The sequence below is a fragment of the Nostoc sp. NZL genome (assembly GCF_015714705.1).
Taxonomy (GTDB): domain Bacteria; phylum Cyanobacteriota; class Cyanobacteriia; order Cyanobacteriales; family Nostocaceae; genus Nostoc; species Nostoc foliaceum_A.
In genome coordinates, this window is sequence record NZ_WBKL01000024.1 from 20,907 (window position 1) to 36,030 (window position 15,124).

Annotated in this window: 13 protein-coding genes; 7 read left to right on the forward strand and 6 right to left on the reverse strand. The window is 42.0% G+C overall.

What is annotated here, in order from left to right; translation table 11 throughout:
- The first annotated feature begins 151 nt into the window (after positions 1–151).
- The 3 genes from F8R90_RS02795 to F8R90_RS02805 all read left to right on the forward strand — a co-directional run bounded on the left by F8R90_RS02795 (position 152) and on the right by F8R90_RS02805 (position 3,395).
- Entirely contained in the window at positions 152–994 is an 843-nt protein-coding gene (locus F8R90_RS02795) for a cyanophycinase (protein WP_196509445.1), read from the forward strand.
- A gap of 349 nt (positions 995–1,343) precedes the next feature.
- Positions 1,344–1,814 (forward strand): NADAR family protein, encoded by a 471-nt coding sequence (locus F8R90_RS02800; RefSeq protein ID WP_196509447.1) that lies wholly within the window; start codon positions 1,344–1,346, stop codon positions 1,812–1,814.
- 480 nt (positions 1,815–2,294) lie between these two features.
- The gene (locus tag F8R90_RS02805) at positions 2,295–3,395 is read left to right on the forward strand and encodes a tetratricopeptide repeat protein (protein ID WP_196509448.1); all 1,101 of its coding nucleotides are present in this window, start codon (positions 2,295–2,297) and stop codon (positions 3,393–3,395) included.
- A gap of 27 nt (positions 3,396–3,422) precedes the next feature.
- Here the strand turns inward: F8R90_RS02805 and F8R90_RS02810 are convergent, their stop codons facing one another.
- Positions 3,423–4,121 (reverse strand): phosphoribosyltransferase, encoded by a 699-nt coding sequence (locus tag F8R90_RS02810; protein ID WP_196509450.1) that lies wholly within the window; start codon positions 4,119–4,121, stop codon positions 3,423–3,425.
- A 192-nt stretch (positions 4,122–4,313) separates the two neighbouring features.
- On the opposite strand from F8R90_RS02810, the gene F8R90_RS02815 reads away from it, so the two are divergent.
- Positions 4,314–4,994: a uracil-DNA glycosylase gene (locus F8R90_RS02815; RefSeq protein ID WP_196509452.1), complete on the forward strand. Its 681-nt coding sequence runs from the start codon at positions 4,314–4,316 to the stop codon at positions 4,992–4,994.
- Positions 4,995–5,139: 145 nt separating this feature from the next.
- Entirely contained in the window at positions 5,140–5,469 is a 330-nt protein-coding gene (locus tag F8R90_RS02820) for a DUF433 domain-containing protein (RefSeq protein WP_196509453.1), read from the forward strand.
- A 42-nt stretch (positions 5,470–5,511) separates the two neighbouring features.
- Here F8R90_RS02820 and F8R90_RS02825 read toward each other — a convergent pair whose 3' ends face one another.
- The 3 genes from F8R90_RS02825 to hetZ form a co-directional block, all read right to left on the reverse strand.
- Entirely contained in the window at positions 5,512–7,815 is a 2,304-nt protein-coding gene (locus F8R90_RS02825) for a DUF3488 and transglutaminase-like domain-containing protein (protein ID WP_196509493.1), read from the reverse strand.
- Positions 7,816–8,800: 985 nt separating this feature from the next.
- Positions 8,801–9,778 (reverse strand): PatU, encoded by a 978-nt coding sequence (locus F8R90_RS02830; RefSeq protein ID WP_196509455.1) that lies wholly within the window; start codon positions 9,776–9,778, stop codon positions 8,801–8,803.
- Positions 9,771–10,976 carry a heterocyst differentiation protein HetZ gene (gene hetZ / locus F8R90_RS02835; RefSeq protein WP_196509456.1) on the reverse strand — a complete coding sequence of 402 codons (1,206 nt, stop codon included), beginning with the start codon at positions 10,974–10,976 and terminating at the stop codon, positions 9,771–9,773. The genes F8R90_RS02830 and hetZ overlap by 8 nt, the downstream gene beginning before the upstream one ends.
- A gap of 204 nt (positions 10,977–11,180) precedes the next feature.
- On the opposite strand from hetZ, the gene F8R90_RS02840 reads away from it, so the two are divergent.
- The gene (locus F8R90_RS02840) at positions 11,181–11,654 is read left to right on the forward strand and encodes a hypothetical protein (protein WP_196509458.1); all 474 of its coding nucleotides are present in this window, start codon (positions 11,181–11,183) and stop codon (positions 11,652–11,654) included.
- Between the two features lie 303 nt (positions 11,655–11,957).
- Here F8R90_RS02840 and sds read toward each other — a convergent pair whose 3' ends face one another.
- On the reverse strand, positions 11,958–12,929 hold the full coding sequence (gene sds, locus F8R90_RS02845) for a solanesyl diphosphate synthase (protein WP_190896647.1): 972 nt from the start codon (positions 12,927–12,929) through the stop codon (positions 11,958–11,960).
- Positions 12,930–13,875: 946 nt separating this feature from the next.
- Between sds and F8R90_RS02850 the strand changes: the two genes are divergently transcribed.
- Positions 13,876–14,073, forward strand: a complete 198-nt coding sequence (locus F8R90_RS02850; RefSeq protein WP_196509460.1) for a hypothetical protein — start codon at positions 13,876–13,878, stop codon at positions 14,071–14,073.
- A 167-nt stretch (positions 14,074–14,240) separates the two neighbouring features.
- On the opposite strand, the gene murI is transcribed toward F8R90_RS02850, so the two are convergent.
- Positions 14,241–15,107, reverse strand: a complete 867-nt coding sequence (gene murI, locus F8R90_RS02855; protein ID WP_196509461.1) for a glutamate racemase — start codon at positions 15,105–15,107, stop codon at positions 14,241–14,243.
- Between the last annotated feature and the right edge of the window lie 17 nt (positions 15,108–15,124).

Sequence of the window (15,124 nt, forward strand, 5' to 3'; positions counted from 1 at the left end):
CAATTTTTCGGAAAAATCTGTTGATCCCATTGCGATGCGATCGCAAACAAATTTTAATACTACCTTCTATCAGGTGATCTACCAAAGGGATGATTTGATAGTTTAATTGTCATGATTTAGTGAAATTTATTAACTCACATCAGGAGCCATCATGGTGGAAAGTAATCCCAAACGGCAGTTGGTAATTATTGGCGGAGCTGAAGACAAGGATGGAGATTCCCAAATTCTGCGGGACTTTGTGCGACGCGCTGGCGGTACGAAGGCGTACATTGTAATTATGACGGCAGCGACAGAATTACCAAGAGAAGTCGGAGAAAATTATATTAGAGTTTTTGAGCGATTGGGAGCCGAGAATGTTCGCATCCTTGATACAGAAACCCGCGAAGATGCATCTTCATCTACCGCATTAGAAGCAATTAGTAAAGCAACTGGGGTATTTTTTACTGGGGGAGACCAAGCTCGCATCACCAGCATCCTTAAGGGTACCGAAATAGATAAGGCGATTCATCAACGGTTCTCTGAAGGTATAGTTATTGCAGGCACAAGCGCTGGAGCAGCCGTGATGCCAGATAAAATGATAGTGGAAGGTGATTCACAGACACATCCTCGCATTGAAACCGTCGAAATGGGCCCCGGTTTAGGCTTTTTACCAGGAGTGGTAATTGACCAGCATTTTTCTCAGCGTGGACGCTTGGGACGCTTAATTTCAGCTTTAATACTAGAACCTGCTGTTTTGGGATTTGGTATTGACGAGAATACCGCTATGGTAGTTACAGATAACCAAATTGAAGTGATTGGTGAAGGTGCGGTTACGATTGTTGATGAATCAGAGGCTACATACAACAATATGGGCGAAATATTGAAGGATGAACCTTTGGCAATTTGCGGAGCAAAGCTTCATATTTTGCCACATGGCTTCAAGTTTGATCTGAAAACCCGCCAGCCTATCCTAAATAATGTCTCTGTGCCAAATGTTTCAGTACCTGTTGGTTGAATCAACACCTAACTTTTAACAGGTGCGTTTAAATTGAGTCAATAATTAATACTTAAAAGATTAGTGACATTTATCTCTTGAACATCCTCCCAAATACTCTTAGAAATAGCGGACACAGCCCCGCATTTTCAAGAGGAAAGGGGGGATTAATTATTGATATTATTTATCTTAACTTTAGCAAACTCCTACAACTAAGTAAGTAGGCAAGAATTAACAAAACTATGTTACACAATTTAAAAAGCTGTTCCACCTTTAACTTGGATAATTAGAGTGGGTAAGATGCCCATCTCACAAGACTTTGATTAAATTTAGATATGCACATTATATATAGAACAGCTTATCAACTTCTATGACAATCTACTTTTATAGCACTCGTGAAGAATATGGCTGTTTCTCTAACTTTTCGCCGCACGGTTTTCAATTAGATGGATTGTATTGGCCAACTAGTGAACACTACTTTCAAGCGCAAAAGTTTGTAGGTACACATCATGTAAAACAAATCTGCCTAGTCAAAACACCTAAAGATGCGGCAAGAATGGGGCGTGAAAGAACCCGTCCTCTACGTCAAGATTGGGAACAAGTTAAAGACGACATCATGCCGCAAGCTGTGCTATGTAAATTTCAAATTCATACAGATATCAGGGATATCTTACTTTCCACAGGCAATGCAGAAATTGTTGAAAACTCGCCCATCGATTTTTACTGGGGTTGCGGAGCCGATGGTAGTGGTAAAAATATGCTAGGAAAAATTTTAATGGAGGTGCGAGAGATATTGCAGCATACATATAGCGCAGATATTGATAATAGAAATGTTAAATAACATTCTTGCTATGAATGCTTGCTCCAATATCGACTTTTATCATCGATATTGAAGGAGAGACAGGCAATTAAAGGCGTGAAACTAAGATTACTAGGCTCAAACTTCTAGTAATACATTGCCTTGAACAATATTTTTATATTTTCTAGTTTTAAATACACTAAAAACACACTCGCCTAAACTTCTGAAATTTACATTCTTGTTGAGTAGGTTAAAAGCAGCAATTCTTCCCAGGATTGACACTCTGCGCTTTAAAGACGTTTTTATATTTGAAAGTTTCCTATTGGCTAAGTAACAACTATAGTTATTACTCTTCATGAGTGGTAATCTGAAAGCCTCGATCAACTATTCAATAACGAAGCGATCGCTTATGATGAACTCTCACCCCTGCTAAACGTAGGCTGTGGTAAACCAACCTGATGAAAGATACCTTCTGGTTTTGGGAACACTAGATTTACCAACAGACTTAACAGGTAAGGGTTGATGTCTAAAGACGAATGGAATAACAGATCGAAAAATACAGTTCCCCTGCAATTACCCATAACATACTTAAAACCAGTGAAGCGTAATACAATTACTCATGAATTTGATTCTGGTTCACAAGCAGAAATATTACCTTTACAGGAAAGTGACGAAAATTTATCAGAAGCATCCAATCTACTACGCCAAGGAGTTCAACAGCAGCAAACTGGTGAATTAATAGCAGCACTGAAGTCTTTACAACAATCCTTGGGACTGTTTCAGGCAGTTGGGGATTTGCAAAAACAAGCACAGGCACTTTCTTTTTTAGGATTGGTAACTTACAGCGCTGGAGATTACAAAGGTGCTATCTCCTACTCACAACAGTGTCTGTCTTTGCTCAAGAACACCTCAGATTTAGCAGTGCAAATGCAAGCACTTTCCCATTTAGGCAATGCATATCGTCACCTGAATGACCATAACAAGGCTATTGAGTTTCTGGAAAAGTGTTTGAAAATAACGCAACAGTTGCAAGACAAACGAAGTCAAGTGGCGGCACTGAATAATTTGGGATTGGTGTATAAAGCTTTAGGCAACTTTACAAAAGCAATTGAGTATCAGCAGCAAAGCCTAGAGATTGTGCGCGAACTCAAAGATAATTGGGGAGAGGAACAGGTACTCAAGAATTTGGGTAATGCTTGGTATGCTTTGGACAATTACCCAAAAGCGATCGCTTATTATGAGCAATGTGTAGTGATAGCGCGCTCATTAAAAAATGTTCGCAGTGCTTCTCAAGTGCTAAAGAACCTGGGGAATGCTTGTTATGCCTTAGGCGATTATGCTAAAGCTATTAAGTATTATGAAGAACGTTTGCAATTAGCCAAAGAAATTCAAGACAAGCGTAGCGAGGAACAGTCTTTAGGTAGTTTAGGAGTTGCCTGTGAAGCTTTGGGTGATTATGCTAAAGCCATTAAGTATTATGAAGAACGTTTGCTATTAGCTAGGAAGATTAAAGATCGGCGCAGTGAAGAACAAGCTCTTGCGAGCCTGAAAGCTGCTTGCTACGCCTTGGGCGATTATGCCAAAGCTATGCAATACCAGCAAGGAACATCTCCAAATAGTTAAAAAGCAAGACAGGGAAACAATTTAAAATTACTCACACAGATCCATTTCCCCTATTGTCTTTTGTTGCTGGAGGTATACGAGAACTTCTAATGTATCTACTTGGGGAAATTGGGCGTAAAAATTACTCACACTCCTAAAAGGTTCTGGTGTTTCCAAAACAATTGTGCGATCGCCCCACTGTTCTAACCAGGGTAGCAATGTTTGTGGCGCTACTGGAGTACATAGCCAAACTGCTGCTGGAGAAAGCGTTTTGATAGCAACTGCCGCTACCGCTATTGTCATACCCGTAGCAATGCCATCATCAACTAAGATGAGCGTAGCATTCTCTGTATTCACCTGCGGACAAGCAGGAATTAATTGAGCCTCAAGAGATTTAGCTTGGTCGATCGCTTTATTTAAAGCTACTTCCCGCCACCGCGCATCATGTTTAAGGCGAAATAGCTTTTGATCAGTCCAAAGCACATTTCCAAAAGTAGTAATTGCACCAATTGCTAACTCTGGGTTTTCTGGATGGGTAATCTTTTTTGCCACAACAATTGTCAACGGACAATCCAAAAGACGTGCTATTGGTGCTGCTACTGGTACACCCCCTCTTGGCAAAGCATAAACAATTGGTACAGGCTTTACCCCAGAATCAATAGCTTGCTGAGTCAAAACATCATGAATCACTTGCGCCAATTCCTCACCTGCATGGGTGCGATCGACGAAAAATGGGGTATGTGACATGGTTTCCCCCAGCATGTTAGGACGGGATTGCTTTTATCATGACTGAATTTTGTCTCAAATTAACTGATACAATAAGATTTGTATAAATAATTAAGTATTCAGCAAAAGTCTATTTATTCTGATAAATCTCCAACCAAAGCAGTATTTAACTCAGATAAGACAGATGGTGCTGATGCCAAAATCCTAATTTTCATGAGCAGCGAAACCCAACTCAGCCTCTTCGACGACTCAACCCTTAACCAACGAGAACTGATTCCTACAGACGCGAAAATTCCGATCGCTCCCGGAACTTATTCTGCCATGACGGAGTTGGCACAACATTGCAATAGCTGCCACCGTTGTGCATTGGGAGACACTCGGACTCATGCTGTTGTTGGACGCGGTAATCTCAAAGCACCAATTATGGTTATAGGGGAAGCGCCTGGTCAAAATGAAGATGAAACCGGCTTACCATTTGTAGGCAGATCGGGACAGTTGCTGGAGAAAATTCTGGCATCTGTGAATCTGACTACTGAGCAAGATGTATACATTGCCAATATCAATAAATGTCGTCCACCAGATAATAGAGTTCCCACTCCTGTGGAAGTGGCAGCTTGTCTACCCTACTTACTAGAACAAATTCGTTTAGTTGACCCCAAAATAATCCTGTTAACAGGTGCAACTGCTGTCAAAGGGATCACTGGCGATAAGCGGGGGATTACGAAAATTCGCGGACAGTGGCTGGAGTGGGAAGGGCGTTTATGTATGCCAATTTTTCATCCTTCCTACTTGCTGCGTAATCCTTCTAAAGAAAGAGGTGCGCCAAAATGGTTGATGTGGCAGGATATTCAGGCAGTGCGTGCCAAGTTAGACGAAATTCAAAATCACAGCTAATTTGGTAAATTCGCTTAAATTATATTGTATTTCACTAATTGCGATCACCTGCTTTGATTGAAGTGGAAGCGATGCCTACGGCGGGCTACGCCTACGCACCTGAGTTAAGTTACCATTACATCCAGTCATTCAGGAAAATTAGCCCATGAGCTTCGTTTTAGAGTGTGAGACACCTCCTCTGCGAGAAGATGAAACTGGAGCAATTCGAGTTGGCAATTCAAGAGTTTTGCTAGAGGTCGTAATCCGAGCTTTTCAGGATGGCGCATCCCCTGAGTCTATTGTCCAAAGGTACTCGACTCTATCATTGTCAGATGTTTACAGCACCATTGGTTACTATCTTCGGCATCAAGACGCTGTAAAATCCTACCTTAATCACAGAGAACAGTTAGCTGAATCTGTACAGCAACGTTTGTCCAGTGTTCAACCTGATTTGAGTCTCATTCGTTCTCGCTTATTGGCTCAACAAAAATCTTAAAAATCTATCTACCTTTATGAGTAATTTATACGAAGTCTTGAATTACTTAGCAGTCTTTTTCAGTTCCTGCCATCTTTGTCGCAGTCGCTTCAAGTTAGGAGTATGACCACCATAACGCCAGCCAACATAGGCTTGGCTAATCTCATCTATTACCTCAGCAGTTGCTGGGGCATGATGCTGGTATGATCCTCTGGCATACTCTAAAGGTGTTTGTGCTGGATGCTTACCTAAACCTTTTTGGGTTGTCCATTGCAGCATTTGTTGATAAAGGCTCTCCATCGCTGGCAATTTCTTTAACCATCGGCGATTGCGCCACTCTCGCCACTGTCCCCAAGCCAGCCAACTTAAGAAAGCTGTTGTAGTACCCACAATTAAGCCAGTCAATACGCCGAACCAACCTTGGGAGAATAAAGCTAAAAACCAAGCGATCGCTCTAATCACCCACCTCAATATTGTCCCAAATACATTATTCAACAAACCTGTCACCGGAGAAGGTAGCCACCCAGCAACCCAATGCCACAACTGGCGCAGAACACTAAAAGTCTGAGTGTCCTCGATTGAAGGTGGTATTAGAGGATGATTGGGAATGGGGTCAAATGCAAACCAGCCATATTTGGGAAAATATACTTCCGTCATCGCATAAGCGTCAGTATTACGCACAATATATAGCCCTGTAAATGGATTAAATTGTCCTGCACTAAACCCTGCTACCAACCGCGCTGGGATACCAATAGAACGTAGCATTACCGTGAGAACTGTTGAGAAGTGGTCTGGATAACCACCTTTATATTTGAATAAAAAAGCTTCTACTAAGTCATCTTTTTCTCCCAAATAAGGCAAATCTAAGGGATTTTGGGGAAGAGAGTAGTTTTGCTTGAGGTATTGAGCTAGGTAGAGAGTTTTTTCATAGGGTGAATCTAGGCTTTTAGAAGACTTTGCGACTCGTTCCCGATTGTAGTTAGTGAGAATTTCTTCGGTGCGTTGCCGAACTTTTTCAGCAATTTCAGGAGGAATTTGCAGATAATGCTTTTTAATCTGTTGCGGATAATTACTAGAAGCTTGACCTAATAAAGTGCGATCGCGGTATGGTACTTCAGAAATTACTGTGTAGGTGAGTCCTTCTGATAATTCCACAGGCGATCGCAATCCATTTTCTGTATCAACCGCGATCATTGGTGTCGGAAAGTAAATCTCTTTGGGATAAGCCATCGCCGGAATTAGGTTAGGCAAATCCGCCACCACTGTATAAGTTTGCACTATATCTTGGGTTTTACCAGTAATCAAAGGTGGGTTCAGGAAAATTTGGTAAGACCAAGGCGATCGCTTGATGGTCGTAACATTTTCATTACGGGAAACTTCCCATCCCTTACCTGTATAACGGTCAAATCCTAGTACTCGCCAAAAACCCTCAACTTGCGATCGCACCCGCATCACAATTTTAGGTTTCATCTCGCCCCGCAAGTTTTGGTTAATCTGGCTATTAAAACCGTAATAAAAGTTATTATCTACTTTACCTGGTTGACCAGTTCGGTTTTGTCCTGTACCACCGCTACCACTGCCTTGATTATTACCATTACCTTGGCGGACATAACCGGGATTGATGATACTACGTCCTGTGAAACTGCCTTTTACTTGAATAGCAGAACTTACAGGAAAATTCCGTAACTGATAGCCAGGGAATCTGGGTAAAACAGCAAAAATTGCCAGCCCCAGACTGACAATTAGCAAAAAAGTCAGAATTAAAAATTTAAAATTAAGAGTTGAGGAATTCTTCTGATTGAATTTTTCCTTTTGAGTTGTTAAGGGCTGCAAACCCAAGCGTGAGCGATAGTCTAATATTAAAGTTGGGAGAGTGATCGCTAAAAATAACAGCAACACAGGTGCAAATGCTAAAGTTTGACTTAGCGTTGCCGCCACACCCAATAAAATTAGTCCTATAACAATCGAATAACCCAAATTTTTCCGGCGGGGTGTATCAAAGCTGTGCAACACCTGGAGTTGAATTAATAACTCAGCTAAACTCAACCGCGTATCATTCAACTCCCCCACCAACCGCCCAAAGAAAGCACCCAGTGCTACTAACATTCCTATAGCGATACAAAACTTAACTGCAACATTGGCATCGCGGCGACGATAGTAACTCCAAATCGCACCTAATACACTCAAAGGTAACGCCCAAAAACTGAATGAAGTTTCAGCCGCGATATCTGTCGCCCCAATTCCCAAAATAACCAACGCTAGCACCAGCACCCGCAAGGAAATTGAATCTTCCACTTCTATCAAAGGCGACCCCTGCGGATTTTGCCGCCAGAAATTACCTACAGGGACACGCCAAAACCGATTCATCTTGGATAAGTTGAGCATTTCGAGTCTAAGTGTAGATGCCACGGAAACTATGCTGAGGACGAAACTGTTCGCCCTACTTTAAAGTATTCCCCTTAGAAGAAGCTTTCTTATCCTGCCTTTAAGCAACTATGAAGGTTTAGCGCGTATTTTACAAATTAAAACCCCTCGTTGGAGTTTGAAAACTCTGTTGTTATCCTTTCCTTATGTTTCCCTTCTCCTGGTGGACAAGGGAATCACAAGGAACAGATGTAGCTTACTTTCCCTTAGAGGTATATAACGCGATACGCTTGGGTTAAGCATTTCTTTTTTCTCTCTGCGTTCTCTGCGCCTCTGCGGTAGCTGCTTCTCTACGTTCCCTGCGGGACACTTACGCGCAGCTTGCTTCCCCGGAGGGGTACGCGCAGCGTGTCGCAGAAAGAAGCTCCGTGAATGCGTCAAAGTTAAATAAATTGACTTTGATAAAGAGTTTTAGCCTTAACCCAAGTGCATTGGTATATGAAGTTACCACGAACTGTAATACCAAGAGCAATACAGTTCAGATAAGAACAAAAAACTTGTAGAGACGGCGATTTATCGCGTCTCAAAAACCCAAAATTTTTGCCAGTAGCCCTTAACTGAACCGTATTGATACCAAGAGAGAACATAATTTTGTATAAAAAACAATGCCAGCGAATAAATTTCGTTTTGGAAAATTGGTGGCTTGGTAAAATAGAGGCGAGGCAAAATCAGCAGAACACAAGAAACTAACTCGTTTCTCAGGCTTTGCTAGTAACCGAGTGTACTGACGAGTACCCACAAAAAATCAGTTATGGGGTGGAGGGTAAGTCTACACCCACTGGTTAATTCCACGCCTTAAGTTCCGCAAACGATACAAGTAAGCACCCTGTTGCTAGTAATGTCGATAAGACGACAAAGCCCCAAGGCAACAGCTAGAAAAGGTTACCTTAAGATATTTAGTATTACGTACTAGCGGTGGCAATTAAGGTTACACAGTGGGATTAATGACAAATAAGAGCGGCTGTTGGTCTATTTCTGGAAACTCAACTTCCAGAGTATAAGTTGGGTTAAGTTGCTCGCAGCCTAACTCTACACTTAAGTACTCCGAAGTCGTAGATGTTGCCATTGCTAAAGTGCCACTTCCCCGAAGTGTCAAAGTTCCTTTAACGGGTAATTCAGCCTGGACAAGTAACTTAGTAAGTTTACCTACAGACTGATACTCTACTCTGATATTTAAAGTACCGACACTGGTTAGCCATTCTCTTTCTACCACTGGACTAGTTGCTGAAAGTGGTAGAGTCAGATTTTCCAGCAGTTGTTTAGCTGCTAGCAACGATAAAGCCATCTGTTGACGCGGTTGTAAATCTGAGTAATCGCTCTGAATATTGGGAATTGTCTCCAGAGTATTTACAGACCGATAGGTACTTCTTAGCACCAATCCCGCGATATCGTTTAGTGCTTGAGACTCGTTGGGAAAAAAGTTCTCCACCACTTGAACTAATTTTGCTCCCAGCGGTACCGAAGATGTCACCATCGCCTGACATTTTTCCAGCAATTGCTGGAAAACTCTCTCCGGTAAGGGACGCGGCAGGTTCAGCTTTGACTGTTGTACCATCCACCCCCAGGCAGGAACGAGCGTCATCGACGGCTCATCAACAAAATCGGGATAGTCGATTAATTGTGTTTCCCAGGGAAACAAAGGTGGGTGGTCTTGGGCTTGGATTTGTAACCGACGCTTAAGGACGGCTTGAAAACGATCTTGCACAGTAGGAATTTCTCCCAATTGAAAGGCCTGGGGCGTTCCTCCCAACTTTGGCTCATTGCTTGTTGAAGCAGTGGCTTCATTGTGGAGGTTTTTTACCCCGTCATTTTCCTCACATTCTACAGATCGCTCGGTATTTTTGACATTATCTGTCAATAACCAACCGAGACACTGAGATTGTAAGGATTCTGAGTCACTATTCATGAGTAGATGCACCTGATCCGGACACTAATGAGTTACGAATTTCCCAAGCTTGCTCAAGAATCTTAAACCATCGTTTTTGAAGTTGTGCCATTGACAGCCCTAAAGTTTTTGCGATTTTTTCATCGGCTTGTCCTTGTTGCTTCAACTCTAATAAAGACCGTTGCTTATTGTCCAGCTGTGCTGTGTATACTTGCCATTGCTGGGGAGTTAAGCCCAAATTGGTGTACAGAGAGGCTTCCAGCCACTCGTGAACTAATTCCCAACGGTGTAACAATGCAAACCGAATCAAATGATACTTGAAGCGCTGCTGTAAGTAATCTCTCTGTCGAGGGGTTAAACCTAAAACCGACTCAATTTCCTGCGCTGATAGATCCTGGAGGCGGAGCGAAAAGTAATCAGCACAGTCAGATTGTTGCCGTTCCTCGAGATAATTCATTAATTCTGTAACCACAACGGAGCGCAAGGTATCTTCTTCAGGTTCAGGTTCGGCTTGCGTTGCCATTGTGGAGCGCAATTGATGCACTGCTGGTTCTTCCCAAGAACCATCGGCTTCACTATTGCTGCCTTCTGCGGCTTGTTCTATATCTACGCTGGTTTCTGGGGGCTGCTGTTGAGAAAAAGTTTGCGCCCGCAGGATAATTAGCTGCTGCTGACGGCCTGGTAAAGGAATGCGTCGTTTGCCGTAGCGTTCAGTAAATGCCATGTACTCGGACAATTCTAGAAGCGTCTGAGGGCGATAAGTAGCACCGAGTTGATTTTCTCGCCGGAAAGCGTTTAATGCCTCCAGATAAAAACTCTGTAAGAAATCTTCAATTATAGTCAGTCGCCCTTGATAACTCAATTGCTTCTGAGGCGGATTAATGTATCGATAAATAATTGCACTCAAAGTACTGTGTAATTCTACCCTGCCCCGATTTGAACCCAACTGATAGTACCTGAGACACTGCTGTAGCCGATGCCGAGCCAGGGTCATCGCCGAGCTTTCTACAGTTCCAGAAGCTTGGATACGTTTGCTTTCATGGCAAATCCGATATACTTCGGTGGTAATACGTGTTGCTACGTCGTGGCAATTCTGTTCCGAAGCTTTGGTTGATTGTTGAAACTCCCTGGACAGGAGTTGAAAGATCACCTCCACGCCTTTAGAATTTTCTCCCAGAATAGTTGCAGATGGAATAGTTGCGGTTGCGGCTGAATTCATAGTCTCGGTTTTCAAAAGACCCTAAGTATTTAAATACAACCTGTACGACTGTGGGTATTGGCTTTTTCAGTTTTACGTATAAGCTAAACGCAGACCAATCCTACATTGAGAATGTGGCTGATTTTATTATTCCCAACTTCGATGGGATTGTTCACACTTTGATAGATGTTATTGCCATTACCCAGGAGCCGTATACAAGTCATTATGGATTTAGAAGCACAAATTCAATTGCTGATTGACAATGCACCCCGCGATGGTATAACACCACATCTGATTGCAGCAATTGCTCCTGCCCTTAGAGCGATCGCTCAAAAATTACGTTACTCCCAGTACTATATTCTCCAAAATTCTGAGTCAAGCTGGGTTTTAACTACATTGAGCAATCGTGCTAATCCAGGATTGGAAAAGCGTGTGATTTACGCTTTCCCTACCATACAGGATGTCTCTCTAATTTCCCCTGCTGGGCTTGACCCTCAAATGCTAGCTAAAATTATTCCTGTCACCCATATTTTGTTCCAATTGGTGGCATTGGAACCCGTAGATAGCATCATTTTTTTGGAAACGCCGGGTCAGACCACTCATACCGTTGAAATTCGGCGAATTGATCTGGAAAAACTTATGCAGCAACAGCTGCGACAACAGCGATCACCTAAACAGATACCCCCTGATATTGCATAGAAAAATTTTGGATGTGGGATTTTTTAGATACAATCCCACATCCAAAATTTTAAATCTCAAATTTTTTTGAAAAAGTTTTTGATAAAGAGAAATTAATGCCGATCACTAAGCTTTTAGTTATTTAAAGAACCAGGCTATCGGCTTAATTTTCCGCCTAATCTAAAATTAGTTAACAAACAGTTATCTGTGAACATTTTTCAAATTTTAGCTTACCATTAAGCCAATTTTTCCCACCTAAGAACAGGTAGAAGGTTTCGCTTGGGGTCTAAAGCCCCATTTTGTACCTGTTAACTGCTAAGTGATTTAATATAGGCGACTCAGTGTGTACTCAGCTATGTTAATCAATGCCTGGTGGGATTCTGAGGGTGGCAGAACTGCAAGATGTTCAATTGCTAACTTAGCATGGTGAGCAGCTAACTCTCGCGCCTGCTGTATACCTTGACTATCTTGAATTAGTTCCAGTGCTTGCTCTAAATCCCCTTCTTGAGCAAACTCTCGATCAATCAGCACTTCCAAGGATGGTTTTTCTGCTAAAGCAAATAAAACGGGTGCAGTCAGATTACCACTTTTAAGATCCGACCCCACTGGTTTACCCAAGGTATCTGTTGTACTGGTGAAATCTAGAATATCGTCAACAATTTGAAATGCTATACCAAAATGACGACCGTAGCTATACATGTGCTCAACAGTTTCACGGGAGACTTCACTGAGTAACCCAGCAGCTTTAGAACTGTTGGCTATTAATGAAGCCGTTTTGTAATAACTCTTTTGGAGGTAAGTTTCAATAGAGATGCCAGCATCAAAACGATTCAGCCCCTGCTGGATCTCTCCAGTAGCCAGATCCATAATGACTTCTGAGAGCAGTTTCACCACCTCCAAGTTGTCCAAGTTTGCTAAATACCAGGACGATTGGGCAAAAAGAAAATCTCCTGCTAATATGGCAATGCGATTACCGAACAAACTATGAACGGTAGGAACGCCTCGCCGCACGTCTGATTCATCTACCACATCGTCATGTACCAAGCTTGCTGTATGAATCATTTCTGTAATCTCAGCTAGGCGGCGATGACGGGGTGTAATGTCTTGATCTAACATTGTTGCCCGCGATATTAGCAGGACAATTGCTGGTCTGATACGCTTTCCCCCAGCTCCGAATAAATGTTCGGCTGCTGCAAACAGAATGGGGTGGCGGTTTCCAACTAGCTGTTTTAGGTTATCTGCTAGTAGTCGCAGGTCTGCTTCCACAGGGGTAAACAGGGAGGTGGCTGGGGTCATGGATGGGCGGACTCTGACTTAGGTTACGAAAGTTTACATATCCTACACTCATTTTAAGATAACCCTGTGCCAGCGCAAAGTTTTCATCAGGTAATTCCATTTTCATAAGTTTATTGGTGATAATTAAGGTTAATAGTGAGTTTGTCAATAAGCAATTACGCTTAATTTTTGGTAACTCAGGTTTTAATCTAACTTAAAATATGAATCCTCAGTATATGAAAATAAATATCAGCTTAAATTATATTAAGTAGTTTCCTAGTATATATTTATCGCTACAGTTCAAAGGACGATTTGAGTAATATTGCTTATTGACAAAATAGATGCTATTTAAATATTTACCAATTAGGTAAGACTAAATTTCTTCAGGACTGAAGTGTAGCTATTCAAAAAAATTGAAATTTAGTAGTCGAATGGGCTTCAAATTCAGGGTTGTTGTGTTACGCTAAAATATAGGAATTATAAATTTTTCAGATATTCACACCCCAAAAGTAAGTCACTTGCTAAGTGATTTTACTGCATCAGTGGTGTGAGTCTAAAATAATTAGTCGTAGCTTAGATTAAAGGAATTATTCCTTTGATTTTTCCTACGATATGCAAAACTCCTGGTTTGGAGCTATGCGATACCCATATGGGAGCCGCTACACGTCTTCAGTGCACGTTGAGCGCAAGCATTGCTCTTTTCACAGCAGTGTGAGCAAAAATAACGCAGATCAAGTAGACCGCTGAGAATCGTAGTTTTAGATTGCTAAATGGCAATCTAACTGCTGTGGGATCTATGGTCTGCAAGAAGTCGCATCAAACAATAAATTCTTTGTCCGTAGAGAATTTCATCTCTATAGGTAATTTTACCATAGGAAACTACAGCGATCAAGAATGCACTTGGTTGGCTGAGGTTCTACTAATTTTATGGAATTTTGTATTCGTTTGAAAAGCTGCTAGTAGAACAATGATTTACGGAAGTATACCTATGATGATTTTTATTTTAGCGTCTGGATATTTGTTCACGGTCTACCTGTTATTAGCGCTGGCAAAGCGAACGGGTACAAAGAATGTTCCTACAATTTTCCCTTCATCTGCCGAAGGAAAACACAAGCAAGAGATATCAGTAAGGGCAAAAGTGACTGAAGCAGTTAATAGTCAATAGTCATTTGTCCTTCATTCTTCGTCATTTATCATTTGTTTTGATTAAAGGACTAAGAACTAACACCGATTACCTGTGAGGTCGCATAGAACAAGGGGCTTAAGCCCCTTGTCTCACTAAGCCTAATTTTGTACAGTTTCACAAAGAATTGGTATAAGGACAAATTAGTTTTATTGGAGTTGGGAAATAGCGGTATCGGTGAAGCAAACCTCTTCAACCATTGGGGTATAGCCTAGCCATTGCACTCCTGACTGAGAAAACTGTTGCGGACACCCGCTGACGGCGAAGCGAGTTGGCAGTGGTAAGTGGGTATTTTTTAAGCTTAATAAGTCTAGCTCTTGGGCACAAGCTGCCACAACATGAACAGCTGGATCAACTAGTTGGACTTGAGAGGGGAGGAGCGATCGCAATACTGGTGTAAGGTGGGGATAATGGGTACAGCCATGAACTAAAGTGTCAATTTCCTGTTCTAGTAAAGGCTCTAGATAGGCTCGTGCGACTTCAGCAGTATAGGGGTCGTGAATGCGGTTTTGTTCGATGAGTGGCACAAACTCTGGGCATCCAACTTGCCAGACTTGGACATCAGGAGCAATTTCGAGTATGGCGTGCTTATAAGCATTACTCTTAGCCGTAGCTGGAGTAGCAATTACACCAATCCGCTTTCCTTGCTGCACCGCAGCTTTTGCACCTGGTAGAATTACTCCCAAAATAGGTATGTTGAATTCCTGACGCACGGTTTCTAGGGCTAGGGCAGAACTGGTGTTGCAAGCCATAATTACCATTTTTACCTGCTGCTGTTGTAGCCAGGTAAGAATTTCACGCGTAAATTGTAAAATTTCTGCTTGTGAACGAATTCCATAAGGAAGTCGAGCTGTATCCCCAAAGTAAATAATTGATTCATTGGGGAGTTGCCGATATAGTTGTCGCAGTACCGTCAGTCCACCCACACCACTGTCAAAAATACCTATTGGGGCACGTTGGGGTTCTTGAGCAGAAAAATCATCAAGATTAGCTTCAAAGATCGAAGATGAATACACAGGCAGATATTAATTTA

What these genes read in the sequence shown, in the direction of transcription:
- F8R90_RS02810 (WP_196509450.1), bottom strand. Translation starts at nt 4,121, where the DNA reads ATGTCACATACCCCATTTTTCGTCGATCGCACCCATGCAGGTGAGGAA.
- F8R90_RS02815 (WP_196509452.1), top strand. Translation starts at nt 4,314, where the DNA reads ATGAGCAGCGAAACCCAACTCAGCCTCTTCGACGACTCAACCCTTAAC.
- F8R90_RS02805 (WP_196509448.1), top strand. Translation starts at nt 2,295, where the DNA reads ATGTCTAAAGACGAATGGAATAACAGATCGAAAAATACAGTTCCCCTG.
- sds (WP_190896647.1), bottom strand. Translation starts at nt 12,929, where the DNA reads ATGACCCCAGCCACCTCCCTGTTTACCCCTGTGGAAGCAGACCTGCGA.
- F8R90_RS02800 (WP_196509447.1), top strand. Translation starts at nt 1,344, where the DNA reads ATGACAATCTACTTTTATAGCACTCGTGAAGAATATGGCTGTTTCTCT.
- F8R90_RS02830 (WP_196509455.1), bottom strand. Translation starts at nt 9,778, where the DNA reads ATGAATAGTGACTCAGAATCCTTACAATCTCAGTGTCTCGGTTGGTTA.
- F8R90_RS02825 (WP_196509493.1), bottom strand. Translation starts at nt 7,815, where the DNA reads ATGAATCGGTTTTGGCGTGTCCCTGTAGGTAATTTCTGGCGGCAAAAT.
- hetZ (WP_196509456.1), bottom strand. Translation starts at nt 10,976, where the DNA reads ATGAATTCAGCCGCAACCGCAACTATTCCATCTGCAACTATTCTGGGA.
- F8R90_RS02795 (WP_196509445.1), top strand. Translation starts at nt 152, where the DNA reads ATGGTGGAAAGTAATCCCAAACGGCAGTTGGTAATTATTGGCGGAGCT.
- F8R90_RS02850 (WP_196509460.1), top strand. Translation starts at nt 13,876, where the DNA reads ATGATTTACGGAAGTATACCTATGATGATTTTTATTTTAGCGTCTGGA.
- F8R90_RS02840 (WP_196509458.1), top strand. Translation starts at nt 11,181, where the DNA reads ATGGATTTAGAAGCACAAATTCAATTGCTGATTGACAATGCACCCCGC.
- F8R90_RS02820 (WP_196509453.1), top strand. Translation starts at nt 5,140, where the DNA reads ATGAGCTTCGTTTTAGAGTGTGAGACACCTCCTCTGCGAGAAGATGAA.